The sequence below is a fragment of the Mucilaginibacter sp. P5_A6 genome, assembly GCF_056400585.1.
In genome coordinates this window covers 101788-119601 of sequence record NZ_JBFUKZ010000013.1, presented here as the reverse complement: position 1 = coordinate 119601, position 17814 = coordinate 101788, and the positions used below count along the sequence as shown (strand labels likewise).

General features: G+C 42.8%; 12 protein-coding genes. 8 read left to right on the top strand and 4 right to left on the bottom strand.

The features are described 5' to 3' along the window. Positions 1-8 precede the first annotated feature (8 nt). The 4 genes from AC1DO4_RS15430 to AC1DO4_RS15415 all read left to right on the top strand — a co-directional run bounded on the left by AC1DO4_RS15430 (position 9) and on the right by AC1DO4_RS15415 (position 4799). Complete coding sequence (locus AC1DO4_RS15430; RefSeq protein WP_477417319.1) at positions 9-809, top strand: MBL fold metallo-hydrolase; 801 nt, start codon at positions 9-11, stop codon at positions 807-809. A gap of 324 nt (positions 810-1133) precedes the next feature. Then, positions 1134-3596 (top strand): TonB-dependent siderophore receptor, encoded by a 2463-nt coding sequence (locus AC1DO4_RS15425; RefSeq protein ID WP_477417317.1) that lies wholly within the window; start codon positions 1134-1136, stop codon positions 3594-3596. Continuing rightward, a complete protein-coding gene (locus tag AC1DO4_RS15420) occupies positions 3596-4303 on the top strand; it encodes a PepSY-associated TM helix domain-containing protein (protein WP_477417315.1) in 708 nt (235 codons plus the stop codon). Before AC1DO4_RS15425 ends, AC1DO4_RS15420 begins: the two co-directional genes overlap by 1 nt. Further along, a complete protein-coding gene (locus AC1DO4_RS15415) occupies positions 4197-4799 on the top strand; it encodes a PepSY domain-containing protein (protein WP_477417313.1) in 603 nt (200 codons plus the stop codon). The genes AC1DO4_RS15420 and AC1DO4_RS15415 overlap by 107 nt, the downstream gene beginning before the upstream one ends. A 540-nt stretch (positions 4800-5339) precedes the next feature. Here AC1DO4_RS15415 and AC1DO4_RS15410 read toward each other — a convergent pair. Both AC1DO4_RS15410 and AC1DO4_RS15405 read right to left on the bottom strand, forming a co-directional pair. After that, positions 5340-6563, bottom strand: a complete 1224-nt coding sequence (locus tag AC1DO4_RS15410) for an MFS transporter (protein ID WP_477417311.1) — start codon at positions 6561-6563, stop codon at positions 5340-5342. 152 nt (positions 6564-6715) lie between these two features. Further along, positions 6716-8158, bottom strand: coding sequence for an aminotransferase-like domain-containing protein (locus AC1DO4_RS15405; protein WP_477417309.1), 1443 nt, complete (start codon positions 8156-8158; stop codon positions 6716-6718). A 92-nt stretch (positions 8159-8250) separates the two neighbouring features. Between AC1DO4_RS15405 and AC1DO4_RS15400 the strand changes: the two genes are divergently transcribed. Both AC1DO4_RS15400 and AC1DO4_RS15395 read left to right on the top strand, forming a co-directional pair. Then, positions 8251-8712, top strand: coding sequence for a GNAT family N-acetyltransferase (locus tag AC1DO4_RS15400; RefSeq protein ID WP_477417307.1), 462 nt, complete (start codon positions 8251-8253; stop codon positions 8710-8712). Between the two features lie 96 nt (positions 8713-8808). Then, positions 8809-10014 carry an aminotransferase class V-fold PLP-dependent enzyme gene (locus AC1DO4_RS15395; RefSeq protein ID WP_477417305.1) on the top strand — a complete coding sequence of 402 codons (1206 nt, stop codon included), beginning with the start codon at positions 8809-8811 and terminating at the stop codon, positions 10012-10014. 90 nt (positions 10015-10104) lie between these two features. On the opposite strand, the gene AC1DO4_RS15390 is transcribed toward AC1DO4_RS15395, so the two are convergent. Continuing rightward, complete coding sequence (locus AC1DO4_RS15390) at positions 10105-11907, bottom strand: M61 family metallopeptidase (RefSeq protein ID WP_477417303.1); 1803 nt, start codon at positions 11905-11907, stop codon at positions 10105-10107. Between the two features lie 212 nt (positions 11908-12119). On the opposite strand from AC1DO4_RS15390, the gene AC1DO4_RS15385 reads away from it, so the two are divergent. Next, the gene (locus AC1DO4_RS15385; protein WP_477417301.1) at positions 12120-13985 is read left to right on the top strand and encodes an LTA synthase family protein; all 1866 of its coding nucleotides are present in this window, start codon (positions 12120-12122) and stop codon (positions 13983-13985) included. On the opposite strand, the gene AC1DO4_RS15380 is transcribed toward AC1DO4_RS15385, so the two are convergent. Next, positions 13963-14766, bottom strand: coding sequence for a carbon-nitrogen hydrolase family protein (locus AC1DO4_RS15380; protein WP_477417299.1), 804 nt, complete (start codon positions 14764-14766; stop codon positions 13963-13965). The two genes, AC1DO4_RS15385 and AC1DO4_RS15380, sit on opposite strands and share 23 nt — an antisense overlap. Before the next feature lie 494 nt (positions 14767-15260). Here AC1DO4_RS15380 and AC1DO4_RS15375 point away from each other — a divergent pair, with 494 nt between their 5' ends. Beyond that, a complete protein-coding gene (locus tag AC1DO4_RS15375) occupies positions 15261-17759 on the top strand; it encodes a M1 family aminopeptidase (RefSeq protein WP_477417297.1) in 2499 nt (832 codons plus the stop codon). Positions 17760-17814 lie beyond the last annotated feature (55 nt).

Sequence of the window (17814 nt, the reverse complement as noted above, 5' to 3'; positions counted from 1 at the left end):
ACTTTACCATGCCATTAATTCCTTATATCTGCACTACCTGCGGCGTACAATACCCGCCATCGGAAACCCCTCCTTTGCATTGTAAAATTTGCGAGGATGACCGCCAATACGTGAATCCTAAAGGCCAGAGCTGGATTACGCTTAATGAGTTAAACCATCAACATAAAAACATTATTGAAAAAGTAGCCCCAAACTTATATGCTATTTACACCGAACCCGCATTTGGCATTAACCAGCGGGCACATTTACTGGTAACACCCGGGGGCAATATTTTATGGGATTGTATCAGCAATATTGATGAGGCAACCATCGCAGCGGTGAATAAGCTTGGCGGCATAAAAGCCATCGCCCTTTCGCACCCGCATTATTTTTCGACCATTACAGTGTGGAGCAAAGCTTTTGGCGATGCCACCGTATACATAAACGCACTTGACGAAGAATGGCTGGGACGCAGGGACGCGCCTATCCACTTATGGACTGAGGAGGAAATTGCTTTATGGGATGGCATCCAGCTGATCCGTTGCGGCGGGCATTTTCCTGGTGCAAGTGTGCTGTATAGTCCGCAAAATGATGGCTTGTTATTGGTTGGTGATGTGATACAGGTAAGTCCGGACCTTAAAACTGTTTCGTTTATGTATAGCTATCCAAATCTTATCCCGCTTCCCAAGAAGGATATACTACAGGTTCAAAATGCGATAAGCGGAAAAGTTTATGAAGCCATGTACGGCGCTTTTGGGCGTTATATTTTAAAGAACGCCAGGGCCGCGATGGATTTTTCGGTAGAGAGGTATTTGAGAATCTTTGAGTAGGGCTTCATAGAAGCTGTTTAAAAACAGGTCGTCATTGCTTCGTACCTACACATGACGTGTTTGTAAAAAAAGTCCTTTGTCATGCTGAACGCAGTGAAGCATCTGTTATTCGCCATGCTTCTTCGCCCTGTACAGTCTGCGAATAGATCCTTCACTGCGTTCAGGATGACAAACCTTTTATGACAATGACGGTTGGAAGGCAAAAAGCTATCGTCACTGCACCCATTTTCTTAATTATTACCAAAAGGCTCCTTTTGGATTTGCATTTAGTTAAATAAAACATATTTTTGCCATTGTTTATAATAAGTCTAAATAAAAATAACAATGAAGATTAACCTTACTACACTTCTTGCTTCCTTCGCACTCTTTCTAATCTCTCCTTTTATAACACAAGCCCAGCAAAAAGCATCGATACAGGGCCATGTAAAAGACGGGGAGAATAAGCCACTGCCAGGTACAACTATATCAATTGACGGTACTAACTATATTACATCAGCCGGTAATAAAGGCGATTTTAAACTGGATGTAGCCGCCGGCAAGTATACTATACATTACAACTTTGTGGGCTTCAGAGAGATCAGCAAACAAATTGTAATTGCCCCGGGAGCTGTTATTGATGAAAATGTTGTTCTGCACGAAGATGCCGCTTCGCTGCAGCAGGTAGAAATAATTGGGCGTAAAGAAAAAACCTATAAAACCAAAGCCACGTTTATCGGCAACAAAACCGAAACTGATATTAAAGATCTGCCGCAATCTGTATCCTACGCCAGTAAAGAACTGATGGCCGACCAGGGCGCAGTACGTGTTGGCGATGTGGTTAAAAACTTTAGCGGTGTTTCGCAGTTCACTTTTTATGATGACCTTACCATCAGGGGCTTTCGTGTTAACGGTCAAAGCAATACCCAGCTTTTAAACGGTTTGCGCACCAGCACCGGCTTTTGGAAACAGCCCTTAACCAATTACCTGGAGCGTGTTGAAGTGCTGAAAGGCCCATCATCTGCACTGTATGGCAATGCAAGTCCCGGAGGTGTGGTTAACCGCGTAACCAAAAAACCGCTGAACGAAACCCGCAGAACCCTGAGTTTCTCGTTAGGCAGTTTTAATACATTCAGAGGATTGGCCGATTTTACAGGTCCTGCAAACAAAGATAGCACCTTACTATACCGCCTTAATTTAGGGTATGAAGATGCCAACTCTTTCCGCGATCTGCAGTTTGATAAAAACGTGATCATTGCACCTTCTTTATCGTTCATCGCGTCGCCAAAAACACACATTAATTTCGATATGGTTTACAACAGCTCGCGCAGCAGGCTCGACCGGGGTCAATCCGTAATCGGCAACGACCTGTACTCAACTCCGCAATCACTGGCATTAAGTGCCGCCAATGATTTTTTGAACGAGCAGACATATATTGTTACCTTATCGGTAAATCACCAGTTTAATAACAACCTGAGCTTTAATGCCGCTTACTCAAAAACCGGGTACAGCGAGGACCTGCTTGAACACCGCAGCGCTAATGCCTATGCCAAAGACAAGCTGGGCAATGATATTCCCAACCTGGTAGCTATGCAGATATTTCAGCGCAAGCGAAAACGCTACATTGACAATTTTAGCGGTTACTTTAATTACAACGCCAAAACAGGCCCTATAGAACATAAAATTGTAGCAGGCTATGATTATGGCAGCGAAAAAATGCCGGTAGGCGCGTCACAACTCACCGCTTCGGGCTATCGCAATGCATCCAACACCGGTACTATTGCCAACTATGTGGTAAAAGACAGTTTAAAGTATTTACAAGATACCAAGGGTAACCCGGTTGCCAACGTACGCTCTTTTGATTTAAATAATGCCATCAACTCGCAACGTTTACAGGACGACAGCAAGGCGCTTTTTTCGCAAAACGTGCTTAACCCAACCTATTACTACCTTAATGCCGGGTATGTACAGGATCAGTTAAAGCTGGGCAGGTTGCAGGCGCTTGCCGGCATCCGCTACGAGTATTATACCGATTTTGCAAATTATGCCACTTCAACACAACAAAAAACGCGCTCCAGCGCATGGCTGCCCCGCTTTGGCCTGGTGTATACAGCTACTAAAAACATCAATATTTACAGTACTTATGTAATGGGGTATAACCCGCAAACCGCGGCAACCATTGCCAACCCCAATGCCGGCGGACCATTTGCCCCGGTTACCAGCAACATGATTGAGCTGGGCGCCAAAAGCAGCTGGTTTGACGACAGACTATCCATCACAACATCTGTTTACCAGATTGAGCAAAAAAACACCCTTTACAACGCAGGTGTGGCCAATCAGCCAGACCTGTTAAGGCCGGTTGGTAAAGAACGTTCACGAGGGTTTGAGTTTGATATTACCGGGCGCATACTGCCAAACTGGAGCATGCTGGCCTCATATGCGTATAATGATGCTAAAATTACCGAAAGTGGTGTTGCTGCCGAGGTAGGTCTGCAAAAACCGAACGCCCCTAAAAACATGGCCAACATCTGGACGAGGTATAATATTATACGCGGCGCATTTAGCGGACTGGGCATAGGTTTGGGCGCCAACTACATTGATAAACGCACACTATCCATCAACCTTACCCAAAGCATTCCTGATTACATATTGGTTGATGCAGCGCTATTCTATAATATTGGTAAAGTTCAGCTACAATTTAATGCCAACAACATTACCGGTAAAAAGTATTGGGTGGGCGGATATGATTATATAAGGCTGTTCCCAGGTGCGCCCAGGAACTATTTGCTTACGCTTGGATACACCTTGTAATGGCAAAATCAAAATTTAAAAAGATAACCGGCTGGCTGCATTTGTGGGTTGGCCTGGTGACCGGCGTAGTAGTAGTTATCGTCTCGGTAACGGGCTGCATCTACGTGTTTGATAAAGAAATATTTGATTTTATACACAAGGATATAGTAAACGTTCAGAAAACCGGCCCCGCAAGGCCGGTTTCTGAATTACTTGCTATTGCACAAAAAGCAGTTGGCCCCCATAAAAAGCTCAGCAGTATTAAAATAACCGAAGATGATAAAAGCTTTGTGTTTTCGGGTTTTAAAGTGAACGATAAAAAAAAGATCACGCTGTGGTATTTCAGCCAGTTTGAGTACTATGATTATGTTTATGTAAACCAATACACCGGCAAAGTTTTAGGCATTATCGATTTCAGGTACGAGTTTTTTAACGTTGTTGAACAGCTGCACCGTCAACTTTTACTGGTAAAGCCGGTGGGCAGTGTTATTGTTGGCAGCAGTGTGCTGCTTTTTCTGTTGATGATGATCATCGGCTTTATACTCTGGCTGCCTAAAAATTACAGGCAGTTTAAACAAAGCATTACCATAAAATGGAATGCCAGGTTTAAACGGGTAAATTATGATGTGCATAACAGCCTGGGATTTTATGTTTTTGCCCATTGCTATACTTATTGCTGTAACCGGTTTGGTATGGTCATTCAAATGGTGGGAAAAGGGCATTTATAATATGCTTGGCACAAAGGAAAAACCGCAGTTTTCGCGTGTATTGCCGGTTATCAGCACAGGCGATTCAACCCTGAATAAAATGGACATCATCCATCACAACCTGCTCAAACAATTAAATGGCGACTGGACCCAAATTGGGCTGGATATACCCAACAGGAAAGATAAGATGGTAATGGCATTTGTATACTTAAAACACAGCAGCGATGGTTGGAATGGCATCAGTTACTATTTTTTTGATGGCCGCACCGGCAAACTGGTAACAGCTATGCCGCACAGCAAAAAAACGCTGGGCATGAAATGGCGCAACTCTAACCTGTACATCCATGCCGGCCGCCTATATGGGCCGGGTACGCAAATACTGGCTTTTTTGGCAAGCCTGGTATGTGCATCCCTCCCTGTTACCGGCTTTTTAATATGGTGGGGCAAACGCAACAAAAAACCTAAAAAGAAAAGGCCGGATACAGGACCGGCTGTGCTGGCAATGGTAAACACCTGATGGCTTCCTACACCACAGGTGTTCCGAAATTTAAAAAAGGGTGGCCTAGTGCGTGTACATAAGTTTATATGAGATAGTAATTTTGAAAAGCCACTCCGTTAGGAGTGAAATGTCGGTAGAATAATTAAGTACCCCTCCCTTTTCGTGCCGTAGGTACGAAATTAACCACCAGATTTGGCCATTTATCAAGCTCATTTGACCCGAAAAGTTCCATAGTGACGTACCTACGGCACGTAAAACTATTTTTGATCTTTTTTCTACCGACATTCAACCCCTCTGGGGTTTTTCCTAAAATATGTGTACACAGCAACCCAACAGGAGGGTGCAGAGAGGGGTTTCTACATCAGGCTTTTACATTTGATTAGCAGCGGTCCCACAGTTCACAAACCCCTTCCTCCTCCTTCCCCGAGGAAGGAATCGCACATCCTCAGCTTTTTATAATCTTCCGAACAGCTATACTTCCTACACCAGTCTTGATTGATTTGAAACAGTCCAGATTGTTGTGCAGGCGGGTTTAATCTCTGATACCATGACTCTCGCTTATACTCCTTCGCTCAGCAGCTCCTTTTTCAGTTTTAAGATCAGCATCACTATAACCGAGAGCATTATCAATACAAAATAACTATAACCCAGGTTATGTTCATCTTTAGCGGGCAGCAGAAAAACAATGCCATAACTAAAAAACGATACGATAACATAATTTATCCCGCCCGAAAGTCCGCTGGCTATACCGGCGTTTTTAGGGAAGCGGCTTAAGCAATAGGTAAAAAAGTTATTAAAAGTATATCCGGCCGCTATATGGATTATAAAAGCGAAAAATATGATGGTATATAAATTGGCTATATACCTCATGCTTATCAGCATTGCGATTACAAATATTACCTGCAGGGTAAGGTTAACCACCATGCGGTTAAAAAACGGTTTGTTGATAGTAGCTTTACCGATAAGCCCCCCTATAAGCCAGGCTATGCCCAGCACCAACGAACTGTAACCCGCCACAACAGGCGACAGATGCAAAGTATGCTCTATGATAAAAGGGCCCGTCATGTTATAGATCATCACCATACAGTACGCAAGCCCCAACATAATAAGGCCGAGGGTAAAACTGGTGGTTTTGATCATCTCCGCATAAATGTCACCGATCTTTTTGATATGGAATGCCGAGAAGTTTTTCAAAGTTTCACCGCTGAAGATCAACTCCAAAACCACAAATACAGCCGCAAATATGGCCAGGAGGTAAAAGTTTGATTTCCACCCGTAACCGGTTTGCAGGTATCCGCCAATAAAAGGCGCAACAATTGGTCCGGTAGACCAGATGATGGAAAACAGGCTAAGGTAATGCTTCAGTTTTTCGCCCGAAAACAGATCGATAAAATAAGCTCGCTTGGAAACAATTACACCAGCTACGGTAATACCGTGTACTATCCGCATGAGGTATATTACATAAATATTGGTAGAGGTGGCTATAACAATGCTGGCAACGGCAAAAAGCGCCAGGCATGCCAGGCTTATATTGTACCGGCCAAAACTATCCAGTACGCTGCCAATAAATAGCTGCGTAACGCCATAACTTATTAAAAATAAAGTTAAAGTAAGCTGCACCTGGATACTGCTCACATGCAATTCGGCAGCCATGGTAGGTAACGACGGAATGTATATATCAGTTGCGAAGCCCGAAAGTGGTATTAATGCAAAAGCCAGTAAATTGGCAATACCCTGGTGCCGTTCTTTAATTGTTTTTGGCACAGAAAGCGTTGAGTACATATTAATTAAATTTACCGACCGGCTGGAAAGGGCTATCCAAAGCTCTTTTTTCCGGTCAATTATTAAATAAGCCGCAAAGATACCCCGTTTGTGTAAGCGGTTATATAATTACCGTTTTTATGATCTTTTGACGACAGTTGAAACCAGCTGTTTCATCCCAATTGTCTTATCAAATCCCCTAAAACTTTAAAGCTATGCTCCACCACATCGTCAAAGGTTAAACCAAAACTAATGCGGATAAAATTGGTGAAGCGGGCATCGGTGCTAAAAATTTGTCCGGGGGCAATGCTGATGTTTTGGGCAATGGCAAGCTGGTAAAGCTCAAATGCATCAATGTTTTTATCCAACTCAATCCACAGGGCATAGCCTCCCTGGGGCTGGCTTATTTTGGTGCCCGGCGGAAAATGGGTAGCAATGGCCTGGGTATAACGCAGGCTTTGGGTATACAATGTTTTACGCAGGTTGCGCATATGCAAATCATATCGGCCTGTCTCGAAAAAATGCGCAACGGCGGCCTGGGTTGGCGTGGCCGAGCTGATGGTATGCATCATTTTGAAATTGATTACCTGCTCTTTAAACCTGCCCGGTATACACCAGCCTACCCGGTAGCCCGGCGCAATTGATTTGGAAACTGATGAGCATAACAGCACCCAGCCTTCGGTATCATAACTCTTACAGGTACGCGGGCGGCTTTTACCAAAATAAATTTCGCCGTAAATATCATCCTCAATTAAAGGGATCTGCCTTTCTGTTATTAATTTAACCAATCGCTGTTTACTATCATCGGGCATGCAACTGCCTACCGGGTTACTAAAGTTGGTTACAAACAGGCATACTTTAATATCCACTTTATCCATAGCCTCGGCCAGGTAATCAATATCAATACCCGTATCAGGATTAACCGGGATCTCCAGCACTTTCAGATCAAGACTAAGCATTATATTAAAGATCCCGAAAAAGGTAGGGCTTTCAATGGCAACGGTATCGCCCGGTTTGGTAAGCGCCCGCAGGCAAAATATCAGGGCTTCAAGACAACCCTGCGTGGTTACCACATCGTCGCCGGTAATGTTGCCGCCCCAGTTAAAAGCGTTTTTGGCCACATGGTTGCGCAGTGAAATATTACCCTGCAAATTTTCATAATTGATATTACCCGTAGGGCTTTTACGGATAGATTCCATCATGGATTTACTGAGCTTAGCCATTGGGATAAGGCTTAGCGGCGGCGATGAGCGCGACAAACGTATAACACTTTCCTCGCTCATGTTTTGGTAAACCATAGCTATCATCTGGGTAACCGTGGCCTGCTCAATCTTTTTCAGCGGAGGTTTGGTTTCGGGTGCATTGGTCAGTCTTGCCGGCGAAAACTTAACGTAATAGCCCGATTTGGGCCTGGCCTCTATCATGCCCATGTTTTCCAGTTCTACATAAGCTTTGTATGATGTGCTGATGCTGATACCCTGCTCATGGCTTAATGCCCTTACTGATGGCAGCTTATCACCCGGTTTTAACAAGTTCTGTTTTATCTGCTTTTCAATACGGGCAGCAATCTGCGCATATAAAAAATCGTCATTAACACTGGCAATCAATTTCTCCATTTTAAAATCTGTTATGGTCAAAATTAACAAATCTGAATCTGTTTTGCTATACGCAGATGCTTTTACTTTGTAATGATTAAAATTTATCAAAAATGGAACTTCAATTAATTGATTATCAGCCAAAGTATCAGTCGTACTTTGAAAAATTCAACAAAGCATGGCTCGAAGAATTTTTTGTGGTTGAAGCACTGGACAAATGGGTTTTAGAAAACCCCGACGAGGCCATGTTAAAGCAAGGTGGTAAAATTTATTTTGCAGCAGCAGGCGATACTATTATTGGCACAGTAGGTTTGCGCTTTATTGAAGATGGTGTTTATGAGCTTACCAAAATGGCTGTTGATAAGGCTTATCATGGTGGTGGCGCCGGTCAGTTTTTATGCCAGTCGGGTATTGATAAAGCGAGGGAAATGGGTGTTAAAAAACTCATCCTGTTTTCGTGTCGCATACTAAAAAACGCTATCCACATTTATCACAAGTTAGGCTTCACAGAAATACCGGTTACGCCAGGCACTTATGGCCGCGCCGATATTATGATGGAGATTAATTTTCAATAATAATTCGCGCTAAGACGCAAAGGCGCTAAGAAAAATAAATCAATAGCGGCTTAACGGCTTTGCGCTACGATCCTTCAACTCTTTAGCATATACACAATGAAAATTACCCCATTAACAGATCAGGAAATAATACAGTTACGTGCCGAAACCAGAGGTACATCCCAAAAAATACATTTCAACAACGCGGGGTCATCTTTAAACCCCGATGTAGTGGTAGATACTGTTATCAGTTACCTGCGGGAAGAAGCGACCCTGGGCGGCTATGAAATTGAAGATAAATACCGGCATGAACTAAATAACACCTATGAGTTGATTGCTAAACTCATCAATGCCAACGCCGACGAAATTGCCATTGTTGAAAATGCAAGCACAGCATGGGGAATAGCTTTTAACGGGATAGACTTCAAGCCCGGCGATGAGATCATTACCTGCGAAATGGAATATGTAACCAATATCATCGGTTTTTTAAATGCTCAAAAAAAGTTGGGTGTAAGCCTTAAAATAATACCCAACGATGCGCAGGGCAATTTTCCGCTGGATGTTTTTGAACAGGCAATTTCGCCAAAAACCAAACTCATTGCCATGACGCAGATCCCTTCAACCGCAGGAGGGATGATCCCGATTGTGGAGATTGGCAAAATAGCCCGCAAACACCAGGTATTATACCTTGTTGATGCCTGCCAAAGCGCCGGGCAAATCCCCTTAAACGTTGAGGAGATTGGCTGCGATATGTTAGCAGTAACCGGGCGTAAATACCTGCGGGCACCAAGGGGAACCGGTTTTTTATTTGTACGCAAACAGGTACAGGACAAACTGAATACCCTGTTTATGGATGGTTTTAGTGCCCCATCGGTTAGCCGTGATAATTTTCAGCTAAGAAACGATGCCCGGCGTTTTGAATTGTACGAAAAGAACCGCGCCATTACGCTGGGCCTGGGTAAAGCCGTTGAATATGCCCTGAACATCGGGGTCGACAGGATCTGGCAGCGCGTGCAATACCTGGCTAATTTAATGCGCAAGCAACTTGCAGGTATTGATGGCCTAACAGTTCATGATTTTGGTGATCAGCAATCTGGTATTGTAACCTTTTCGGTAAAGGGAATGGATAGTGGTTTAGTAAAAAGCACACTGGCCGAAAACAACATTAACGTATCTGTAGGTAAAGCCATATCAACACTCATTTATATGGATAAAAACCACCTGGCCAGTAATGTGAGGGCATCGGTACATTATTACAATACCGAAGAGGAGATAAAGATAATGTGTGATACACTTAAAGCAGTGTATGTAAGCACAACCTGATCAAAAAGGTTTGCCGTATCTTCGGCCATGGCTGACGAACCGTGGTTCATACTATTACTTATGAACCACGGTGGCCAGCCGTTAACGTCCTTACTTACCAATCCAGCTCTTATAAATAGCAGCCTGCAATGAATCGGGATTGGGGAGGGGGCTTATTTTAAAGGTTTTCTCTTTTTTGGAGCCTAACACAATGGTTACATCTTGTTTTACTCCGCCTTTTTGTAATGTAAGTGCTATTGTATCTCCGGTGTTCTTCGCTTCAAACGTTTGGTAAAGCAATTGCTGCGTTGCCGGTTTACCATCAATCGCTAATATGGATGTTCCTCCTCTTACATTTTTATTCCATGCAGGCGAATTGGGTTCAACCGTGGTTATCTTTAGTGTATCGCGCTGCTCCCTCACGTTAATACCCGCCCAGGAATTATAGGTGGTGGTGGCATTGGTATCTATTAACAAGCCGCCATAAGCGAAGTATTTGGGATAATCGGGGGGTTTAACAGTCGAGGCATATTCAAATAGCTGGGGCATTGGTGCACCGGCCATCTTTTCGCATTCGTTCCTGAATTCCTGTTCGGTAAAGCCGCGTTTAAGCTTTTTGTAATATTTGTAATAAAGCAGGCGCATTACATCATCAAGCGTTTTCTTGTTTTTGGTAGCATGGCGAATATTAAAATCAAGCATTAAGCCAAGTACGGGGCCTTTGTCGTAATAAGATATCGTTTTATTAATGTCTTCATTTACGCGCCCGTTTGGCCCGTCGTTCCACGTGTTGTAGCTGGCCTGTGTAGCCGACTGGTAAAAATGCCCCGGCTTATTCTCGTAGTTTTTAATGTTGTTTTGAAAATCGTTCAGCATATCTTCCCCGGTCATTAAACCGGCGCGCCTCACTATCAGGTATTCATAATAAACGGTAAACCCTTCAGATACCCAAAGCATGTTGGTATGGTTCTCTTTTGAATAATCAAACGGCCCCAGTTCAATTGGCCTTATGCGCTTAACGTTATAATGGTGAAAATACTCGTGGGCAATAAAGTTGTACAGCCTTTTTTTTGCCTCGGGCGAATTAAATCCCTCGCCCCCGCTAAAGCTCAACGACGATGAGTTCAAATGTTCGATACCGCCGCCACCGGCTCCTATTGATAAAAAGGAATAATGCGTATAAGGTATTTCGCCAATGATGTTGCTGCCTGCAACAACTATTTTTTTTAAATCATCCATAAATACCTGCCTGTCAAATTCGGGCAGCTGGTAACCAATAAAGCTATGGGGTTTGTTTTTAACGGTAAACTGTGGCAATACTTCAAGTTGCCCCATCAAAAAGGGACTATCATACAATACGTCGAAATTATCGGCCTTATACAAGTGATACTTACCTGGTACAGTATCCAATCCAGTTGCAACCATAGCATTCCATTTGCTGTACGGGTTCATTTTTATAGTAACCGGATGGTGTAATTCTTTATCCAGGTACATAAACAACCCGCCGGGGGTAATATATCCCCTGGTTTCATCCAGGTAAATATTGCCAACAAAGGGTACGGTAGCTTTTACATCGTATAAAATTTTAACCGCGCCGGCATTGTTATTATAAACGCGCCAGGTATTTTGTGAAGCTTTTATCCACTTTAAGTTTGTGCCTTTGTTATCGGTTACTTTAAAGTTTTGTACGGCAGCGGCAAAATCAATGAGCTGGTAGTAACCAGGCGTCCAGGCGCACATTTTAAAATCAAGCACCTTACCCGGTATTTTATTTGTTAGCTCAACATGATAAAGCTGATCAGCCGCCTTTTCCATTGAAACAACATATTGCATATTTACCGGTTGATGCTGTGCAAACGTGCTAACACTTAAAAACAGGCCAATAATCAACAGGGATCTGTGTAGTATTTTCATTATGTAGGATGAGTTTCCCAAATATAGAAAAAGCCCTTATAGATTTTAACAGGAAACCTAACACAGACGGGGCTATATTATAATATCAAAGAGGAGATAAACGGGATGCGTAATACACTTAAAGCATTGAATGTCAGCACAATTTAATATTTCATTAACCTTGCATTAAATACATCTTAACATCAGGTTTAAATAACTATTTTTGAAACCCAATGTTAAGAAGTCTTTTTAGTTTTTGCCGTTTCTTTTTCTTTTGGATCCTATTATCCATACTAACCCGCATAGTATTTGAAATATATTTCCAGAACAAGCTGAGCGGCACCAGCTTTTACGAGATCTGGCATACCTTTTTATATGGCATCCGTATGGATGCATCTGTGGCGGCGTATATTAGTGTAATCCCCCTGCTTGTTTTTAGCGCTAACTGGTTCAGTAAACATAACATCAAAACAAAATGGCTAAGGTTTTATGTTTACCTGTGCATTTTTATAATTTCGTTTGTTACGGTTGTAGACCTCAATATATTCCGGGAATGGGGTACCAAAGTAAATTTCAGGGCTTTTGACGTTTTTTTTAATGCCCCATCTGAAGCTTTTGCAGCAGCCAGTTCGTCACCCATTTTTTTGAGCTTTATTATCATGGTGGCGGTGTTCATTACCGGCGTTTTCCTGTCAAAATATATCATCCACTTTGAATTTAAAAAGCCCAAAGCCCCTGTGATAGCTAAGCCATTTATCATTATACTGCTCTTGGGCTTAAACCTATTGATAATCCGCGGCGGATTACAGCTTGCGCCTATAAGCCAGAGTAATGCCTATTTTTCTGCAAAGCCCATCCTCAACCAATGTGCCCTGAACACCCAATGGAACCTGATTCAAAATGTGGTGGAGAACGTACAGTCACCGGGTAACCCCTACCTGTTTATGCCAGCGCAAAAAGCTTCGGCTTTGGTTGATAGCATGTATGCTGTAAAAAAAGACAGTACTATACATATCCTAACCACCAGCCGGCCTAATATTGTGATCTTTCAGCTGGAAAGCTTTACAGCCGACCTGATAGCATCGCTGGGAGGAGAAAAAGGCGATGCACCAAACTTTGAGGATTTTATAAAACAGGGCGTTTTATTTGATAATGTTTATGCAGCCAGCGACCGCACTGATAAAGGGATCATCGCTATTTTAAGCGCGTTCCCATCACAGGCTACCAGAACCATCGTGATAGATAACGAGAAACAGGAACGCCTGTCAACACTGAGCAATATTTTTGCAGATCAGGGTTATAATACCTCCTACTTTTATGGCGGCGAAAGCGAGTTCATGAATTTTAAAGCCTATTTATTAAGCCATAAAATTGCCCACCTTATTGATAAAAAAAACTTTGAGGCTAAAGAAATGAATTCAAAATGGGGCGCCCACGATGATATTTTGCTAAAGAAGAATATCAACTACCTCAACAGGCAGCGGGAACCATTTTTTAGCTACGTACAAACCTTAAGCAATCACGAGCCCTTTGAGTTACCGGTTGCACCGCATTTCCCCGGTAACGACCTGGGCAATAAGTTCAGGAGTACGGCATACTATACAGATGCCAGCCTGAAACAGTATTTTGAGGAGGCAAAAAAACACAGCTGGTACAAAAACACCTTATTTATTTTAGTGGCCGATCACGGGCACAGGTTACCGCTCAATGCCTCCGAACCCTATGAACCCAAAAAATATCATATCCCCTTATTGTTTTTTGGCGATGCCATAAAACCCGAATACAGGGACCTGAAAATAAATAAGTTAGGCAATCAAACAGATATAGCCGCCACCCTGCTGGCACAACTAAGCCTACCCCACCGGCAATTTAAATGGTCGAAAAACCTATTGAATCCGTATTCACAGGATTTCGCGTTTTTTGACTGGGATAATGGCCTGGGCTTTATGCTACCCAAACAATCGGTTACCTTTGATAATGCCGGCTCAAGGATAAGTTTTATCCAAAACAAAAATATCCCGCAAAGCTACACGGATAAAACCCTGCTTTACGGCAAAGCTTTTATGCAGCAGGTGTTTACAGAATACCTGGCGTATTAACTAATTCCGGCTTAAATCTTTTTGCCAGTAAACCGGTTGCCTTGACAATATCAATTTCGGCTACTAATACGCCTGCTTTTCCGTATGGCTGATAGGCAATACAATGCCCGTCGGGAGCTATCAAAGATGTGGCTGACTCGGGATACCTGGTAGCATAATTGGAGCTTGCAAAATAAATGGTATTTTCCATTGCCCGCATCATCATGGCCTTTTCATAATAAGGATTATTTTTACTTCCCCATTCTACAAGCTGCACGCCCTGGGTATCGCTTCCAGAAAAATGCGGATGAAAAACTATTTTGGCGCCACGCATAGCCGCCCATCGTACCAATTCGGGGTACCTGAAGCCTTCATGGCAAATGGTAATGCCAAATTTTACACCATTCACCTCAAAAATATTGCGCTCCGTTCCGGGGATCCAAATATTATCTTCTGTTGGATCCAGCTGGTTTTTTGTCTGGTATCCCAATATCGCGCCGGTGTTTGATACAACGTAGGCCAAATTAAAAAGCTCATCCCCCAAGTACCAATCCATAGGTATAATAATCGCTATGGCATGTTCAGCGGCTATTTCGCAAACTTTTTTCAGGGCCTCCTGCAACTTTTCGGGCGAGCGCTCTTCTACTTCAAATTCCTTTGCGGGGTACCCAGGGATGTATGACTCTGGAAAACAGATAATTTCTGCTTGTTCCAGTGCAGCTTCCCCTGCAAGTTTTTCTACCCAGGATAAGCCATCATTTATTGATTTGGGAAATGGCGGCGAGGCTAATGCTATCTTCATATATTGATTTTATGTGCTTGTCTTAAAAGCTCGTCTTCTTAAATACGTTTATGTATAATATTTATAAATAAATATCGAGCTAATTATTTAATTATCCGTTTTTTTAAACCGATGTACTGGCGTTTATGGTGTTTCGCGTTTAAGTATAACCTTGCAGGTTATTTTCAAAAATCCGTATAAACCATTAATTATCAATACATTAAATGAATTTATCTACGACAAGCTTTGTCGTACACAGCCTCTTGCGGAACACCACTACACCTGATAATCAACAAGTTACATTTTATTTAAAAGCAGTAAAAATGGCAGAGATACTCTTCGGCATTAGCGCCTGGCGAAAGAGGCATTCAACTATAGCAAATAATAATTTACATCGGGGGTAACATAAATTGTTCAGGAGCGTCTTACATACTTTAAGGACTAAAAACTTTTTGGCCCCGGTGGATGTATAATTGTTAAATTCCATCCCAACCGGCCTTACTATCAACTAATATATGACTGATCTGAAACCAATTTCAACATTGCTGCTATCCTGTATGCTTACAGCAGCTTTCACCTCATCACAAGCGCAGCAAGCGACCCAACCCGAAGACCCTGCCCTAAAAATTTACCGCGAGACACCAAAAAAGGTTAACGACCTGGTGCACACCAAACTCGATGTACGTTTCGACTACGAAAAACGCTATATGTATGGCAAAGAATGGGTTACTTTAAAACCTCATTTTTACCCAACCGACAGCCTTAGACTTGATGCCAAGGGTATGGACCTCAAAAATATCTCGGTAGTAAAAAACGGTAAAAACATCCCGCTTAAATTTACCTATGAGGATAGCCTGAGCGTAGCCATTAAACTGGATAAGGTTTATCATAACAATGAAAGCTACACCATTTATATAGATTACACATCAAAACCAAACGAACTTAAAGCAAAAGGCAGCGCTGCCATAAATGATGCCCGGGGCCTGTATTTTATAAACCCCGATGGCACCGAAAAGGATAAGCCAACCCAGATATGGACACAAGGCGAAACCGAAAGCTCATCGGCCTGGTTCCCTACCATTGATAAACCCAGCCAGAAAACTACCGAAGAGATCAGCATGACCGTACCGGCCAAATACGTCACCCTATCAAACGGCAGGCTGGCATCGCAAAAGAAAAATGCTGATGGCACCCGTACCGATACCTGGAAAATGGAGCTGCCCCACTCGCCATACCTGTTTATGATGGCAGTTGGTGATTTTAAGATCTATAAAGATAAATGGCGCAATAAAGAAGTGAGTTATTACCTGGAACCTACATACGCGCCATATGCAAAAAAAATTTTTGGCTTTACGCCCGAAGCCATTGAGTTTTATTCCAAAACTTTAGGGGTGGATTATCCATGGAACAAGTATTCGCAAATTGTAGTGCGCGATTATGTGAGCGGCGCTATGGAAAACACCACCGCTACCCTACATGGTGCTTATGTACAGGGTACAGCACGCGAGCTGTTGGATGCTTATTACAACGATGGCCGCAGCACGATAGTGCATGAGCTTTTTCACCAGTGGTTTGGCGATTATGTTACTGCCGAAAGCTGGAGCAATCTTACGGTTAACGAATCGTTTGCCAACTTTAGTGAAACCATTTGGGCCGAGCATAAATACGGTAAAGATGTGGCCGACGAGCATAACTATATTGATATGCAAACCTATTTAAGATCGCCCGATGGCCGCACAAAAAACCTGGTACGTTTTCATTATGCCGATAAGGAAGATGTTTTTGATGCAGTTACCTACCAAAAAGGCGGCCGGATTTTAAACATGCTGCGCAACTATCTTGGTGATGCCGCTTTTTTTAAAGGGTTAAATATATACCTTACAACCAACGCCTTTAAAAATGGCGAAGCCCAGCAATTACGTTTAGCTTTTGAACAAGCCAGCGGGCTCGACCTTAACTGGTATTTTAACCAATGGTATTATGGCGCCGGTCACCCAATACTTGATATCAGCTACAAATGGGATGATGCAACCAAAACCCAAACCGTTTACCTGCAGCAAAGCCAGGACGGACAGATCTTTAAATTGCCAATGGCCATTGATATATACACAGGGGGCAAAAAAACACGCCACAAAGTATGGATGAACGATCAGAATGATACCCTTACCTTTAAGCTGGCATCAAAACCCGACCTGGTGAATGTTGATGGCGATAAAATACTATTGACCAAAAAAACCGACCACAAATCCCTGGAAGAATTTGCTTTCCAATACTTTAATGCACCGCTTTATTTAGACAGGCAGGAGGCCATTAATGCTGCCGCCAATAAACAAGGAGAAAAGGATGCACAGAAAATTTTGATTGCAGCTTTAAAGGATAAATATTATGGATTACGTAACAAAGCCATCAGAACAGTAAAACTTGATAATGATGCTATTCGCAATGCGGCCTTGCCTATACTGGTATCATTGGCCCAAACTGATGATAACACTTTAGTGCGTGCTGCGGCTATTACCGCCTTGGGTAGTTTAAAGACTCCCGGTAATATGAATATATTTAAACAGGCGCTAAGCAGCCAGTCGTACGCCATACAGGGCGCGGCATTAAATGCTATTGGCTTGTTAGATCCTGCACAGGCCATGACATTGGCTAAAGGGTTTGAAAAAGACAACAAAGGCGATCTTACGGTTGCTATCATGAATATTTACAGCACCAGCGGAAACGATACACATTGGCCTTTTGTATTGAAACAGTTTGAAGATGCTACCCCACAGGGAAAATTTAATACCGTAAGAAAATTTGGAGCTATGGCTGCCCGCGTGGATAAACCAGAGCACGCCCGCGAAGGTATTAACGAACTTAAAGACCTTGGCATAAAATACAAATCCATCGGCGCCGGCGACCTTACCATAAAGCTGATTACCGATATTAAAGCACACAGCGAAAAACTGCAGGATGATACCTCCATAAAAGCCGCTGATGAGGCGATAAAGCTGATAACAGACGCTAAATAGATTGATGAATAAAACAAGCCATATGAAGTTTGCGAAACTTCATATGGCTTTAATA

Bases quoted from the DNA above. Each gene is read 5' to 3' on its own strand.
- AC1DO4_RS15430 (WP_477417319.1), top strand. From the start codon at position 9: ATGCCATTAATTCCTTATATCTGCACTACCTGCGGCGTACAATACCCG.
- AC1DO4_RS15425 (WP_477417317.1), top strand. From the start codon at position 1,134: ATGAAGATTAACCTTACTACACTTCTTGCTTCCTTCGCACTCTTTCTA.
- AC1DO4_RS15420 (WP_477417315.1), top strand. From the start codon at position 3,596: ATGGCAAAATCAAAATTTAAAAAGATAACCGGCTGGCTGCATTTGTGG.
- AC1DO4_RS15415 (WP_477417313.1), top strand. From the start codon at position 4,197: ATGATGTGCATAACAGCCTGGGATTTTATGTTTTTGCCCATTGCTATA.
- AC1DO4_RS15410 (WP_477417311.1), bottom strand. From the start codon at position 6,563: ATGTACTCAACGCTTTCTGTGCCAAAAACAATTAAAGAACGGCACCAG.
- AC1DO4_RS15405 (WP_477417309.1), bottom strand. From the start codon at position 8,158: ATGGAGAAATTGATTGCCAGTGTTAATGACGATTTTTTATATGCGCAG.
- AC1DO4_RS15400 (WP_477417307.1), top strand. From the start codon at position 8,251: ATGGAACTTCAATTAATTGATTATCAGCCAAAGTATCAGTCGTACTTT.
- AC1DO4_RS15395 (WP_477417305.1), top strand. From the start codon at position 8,809: ATGAAAATTACCCCATTAACAGATCAGGAAATAATACAGTTACGTGCC.
- AC1DO4_RS15390 (WP_477417303.1), bottom strand. From the start codon at position 11,907: ATGAAAATACTACACAGATCCCTGTTGATTATTGGCCTGTTTTTAAGT.
- AC1DO4_RS15385 (WP_477417301.1), top strand. From the start codon at position 12,120: ATGTTAAGAAGTCTTTTTAGTTTTTGCCGTTTCTTTTTCTTTTGGATC.
- AC1DO4_RS15380 (WP_477417299.1), bottom strand. From the start codon at position 14,766: ATGAAGATAGCATTAGCCTCGCCGCCATTTCCCAAATCAATAAATGAT.
- AC1DO4_RS15375 (WP_477417297.1), top strand. From the start codon at position 15,261: ATGACTGATCTGAAACCAATTTCAACATTGCTGCTATCCTGTATGCTT.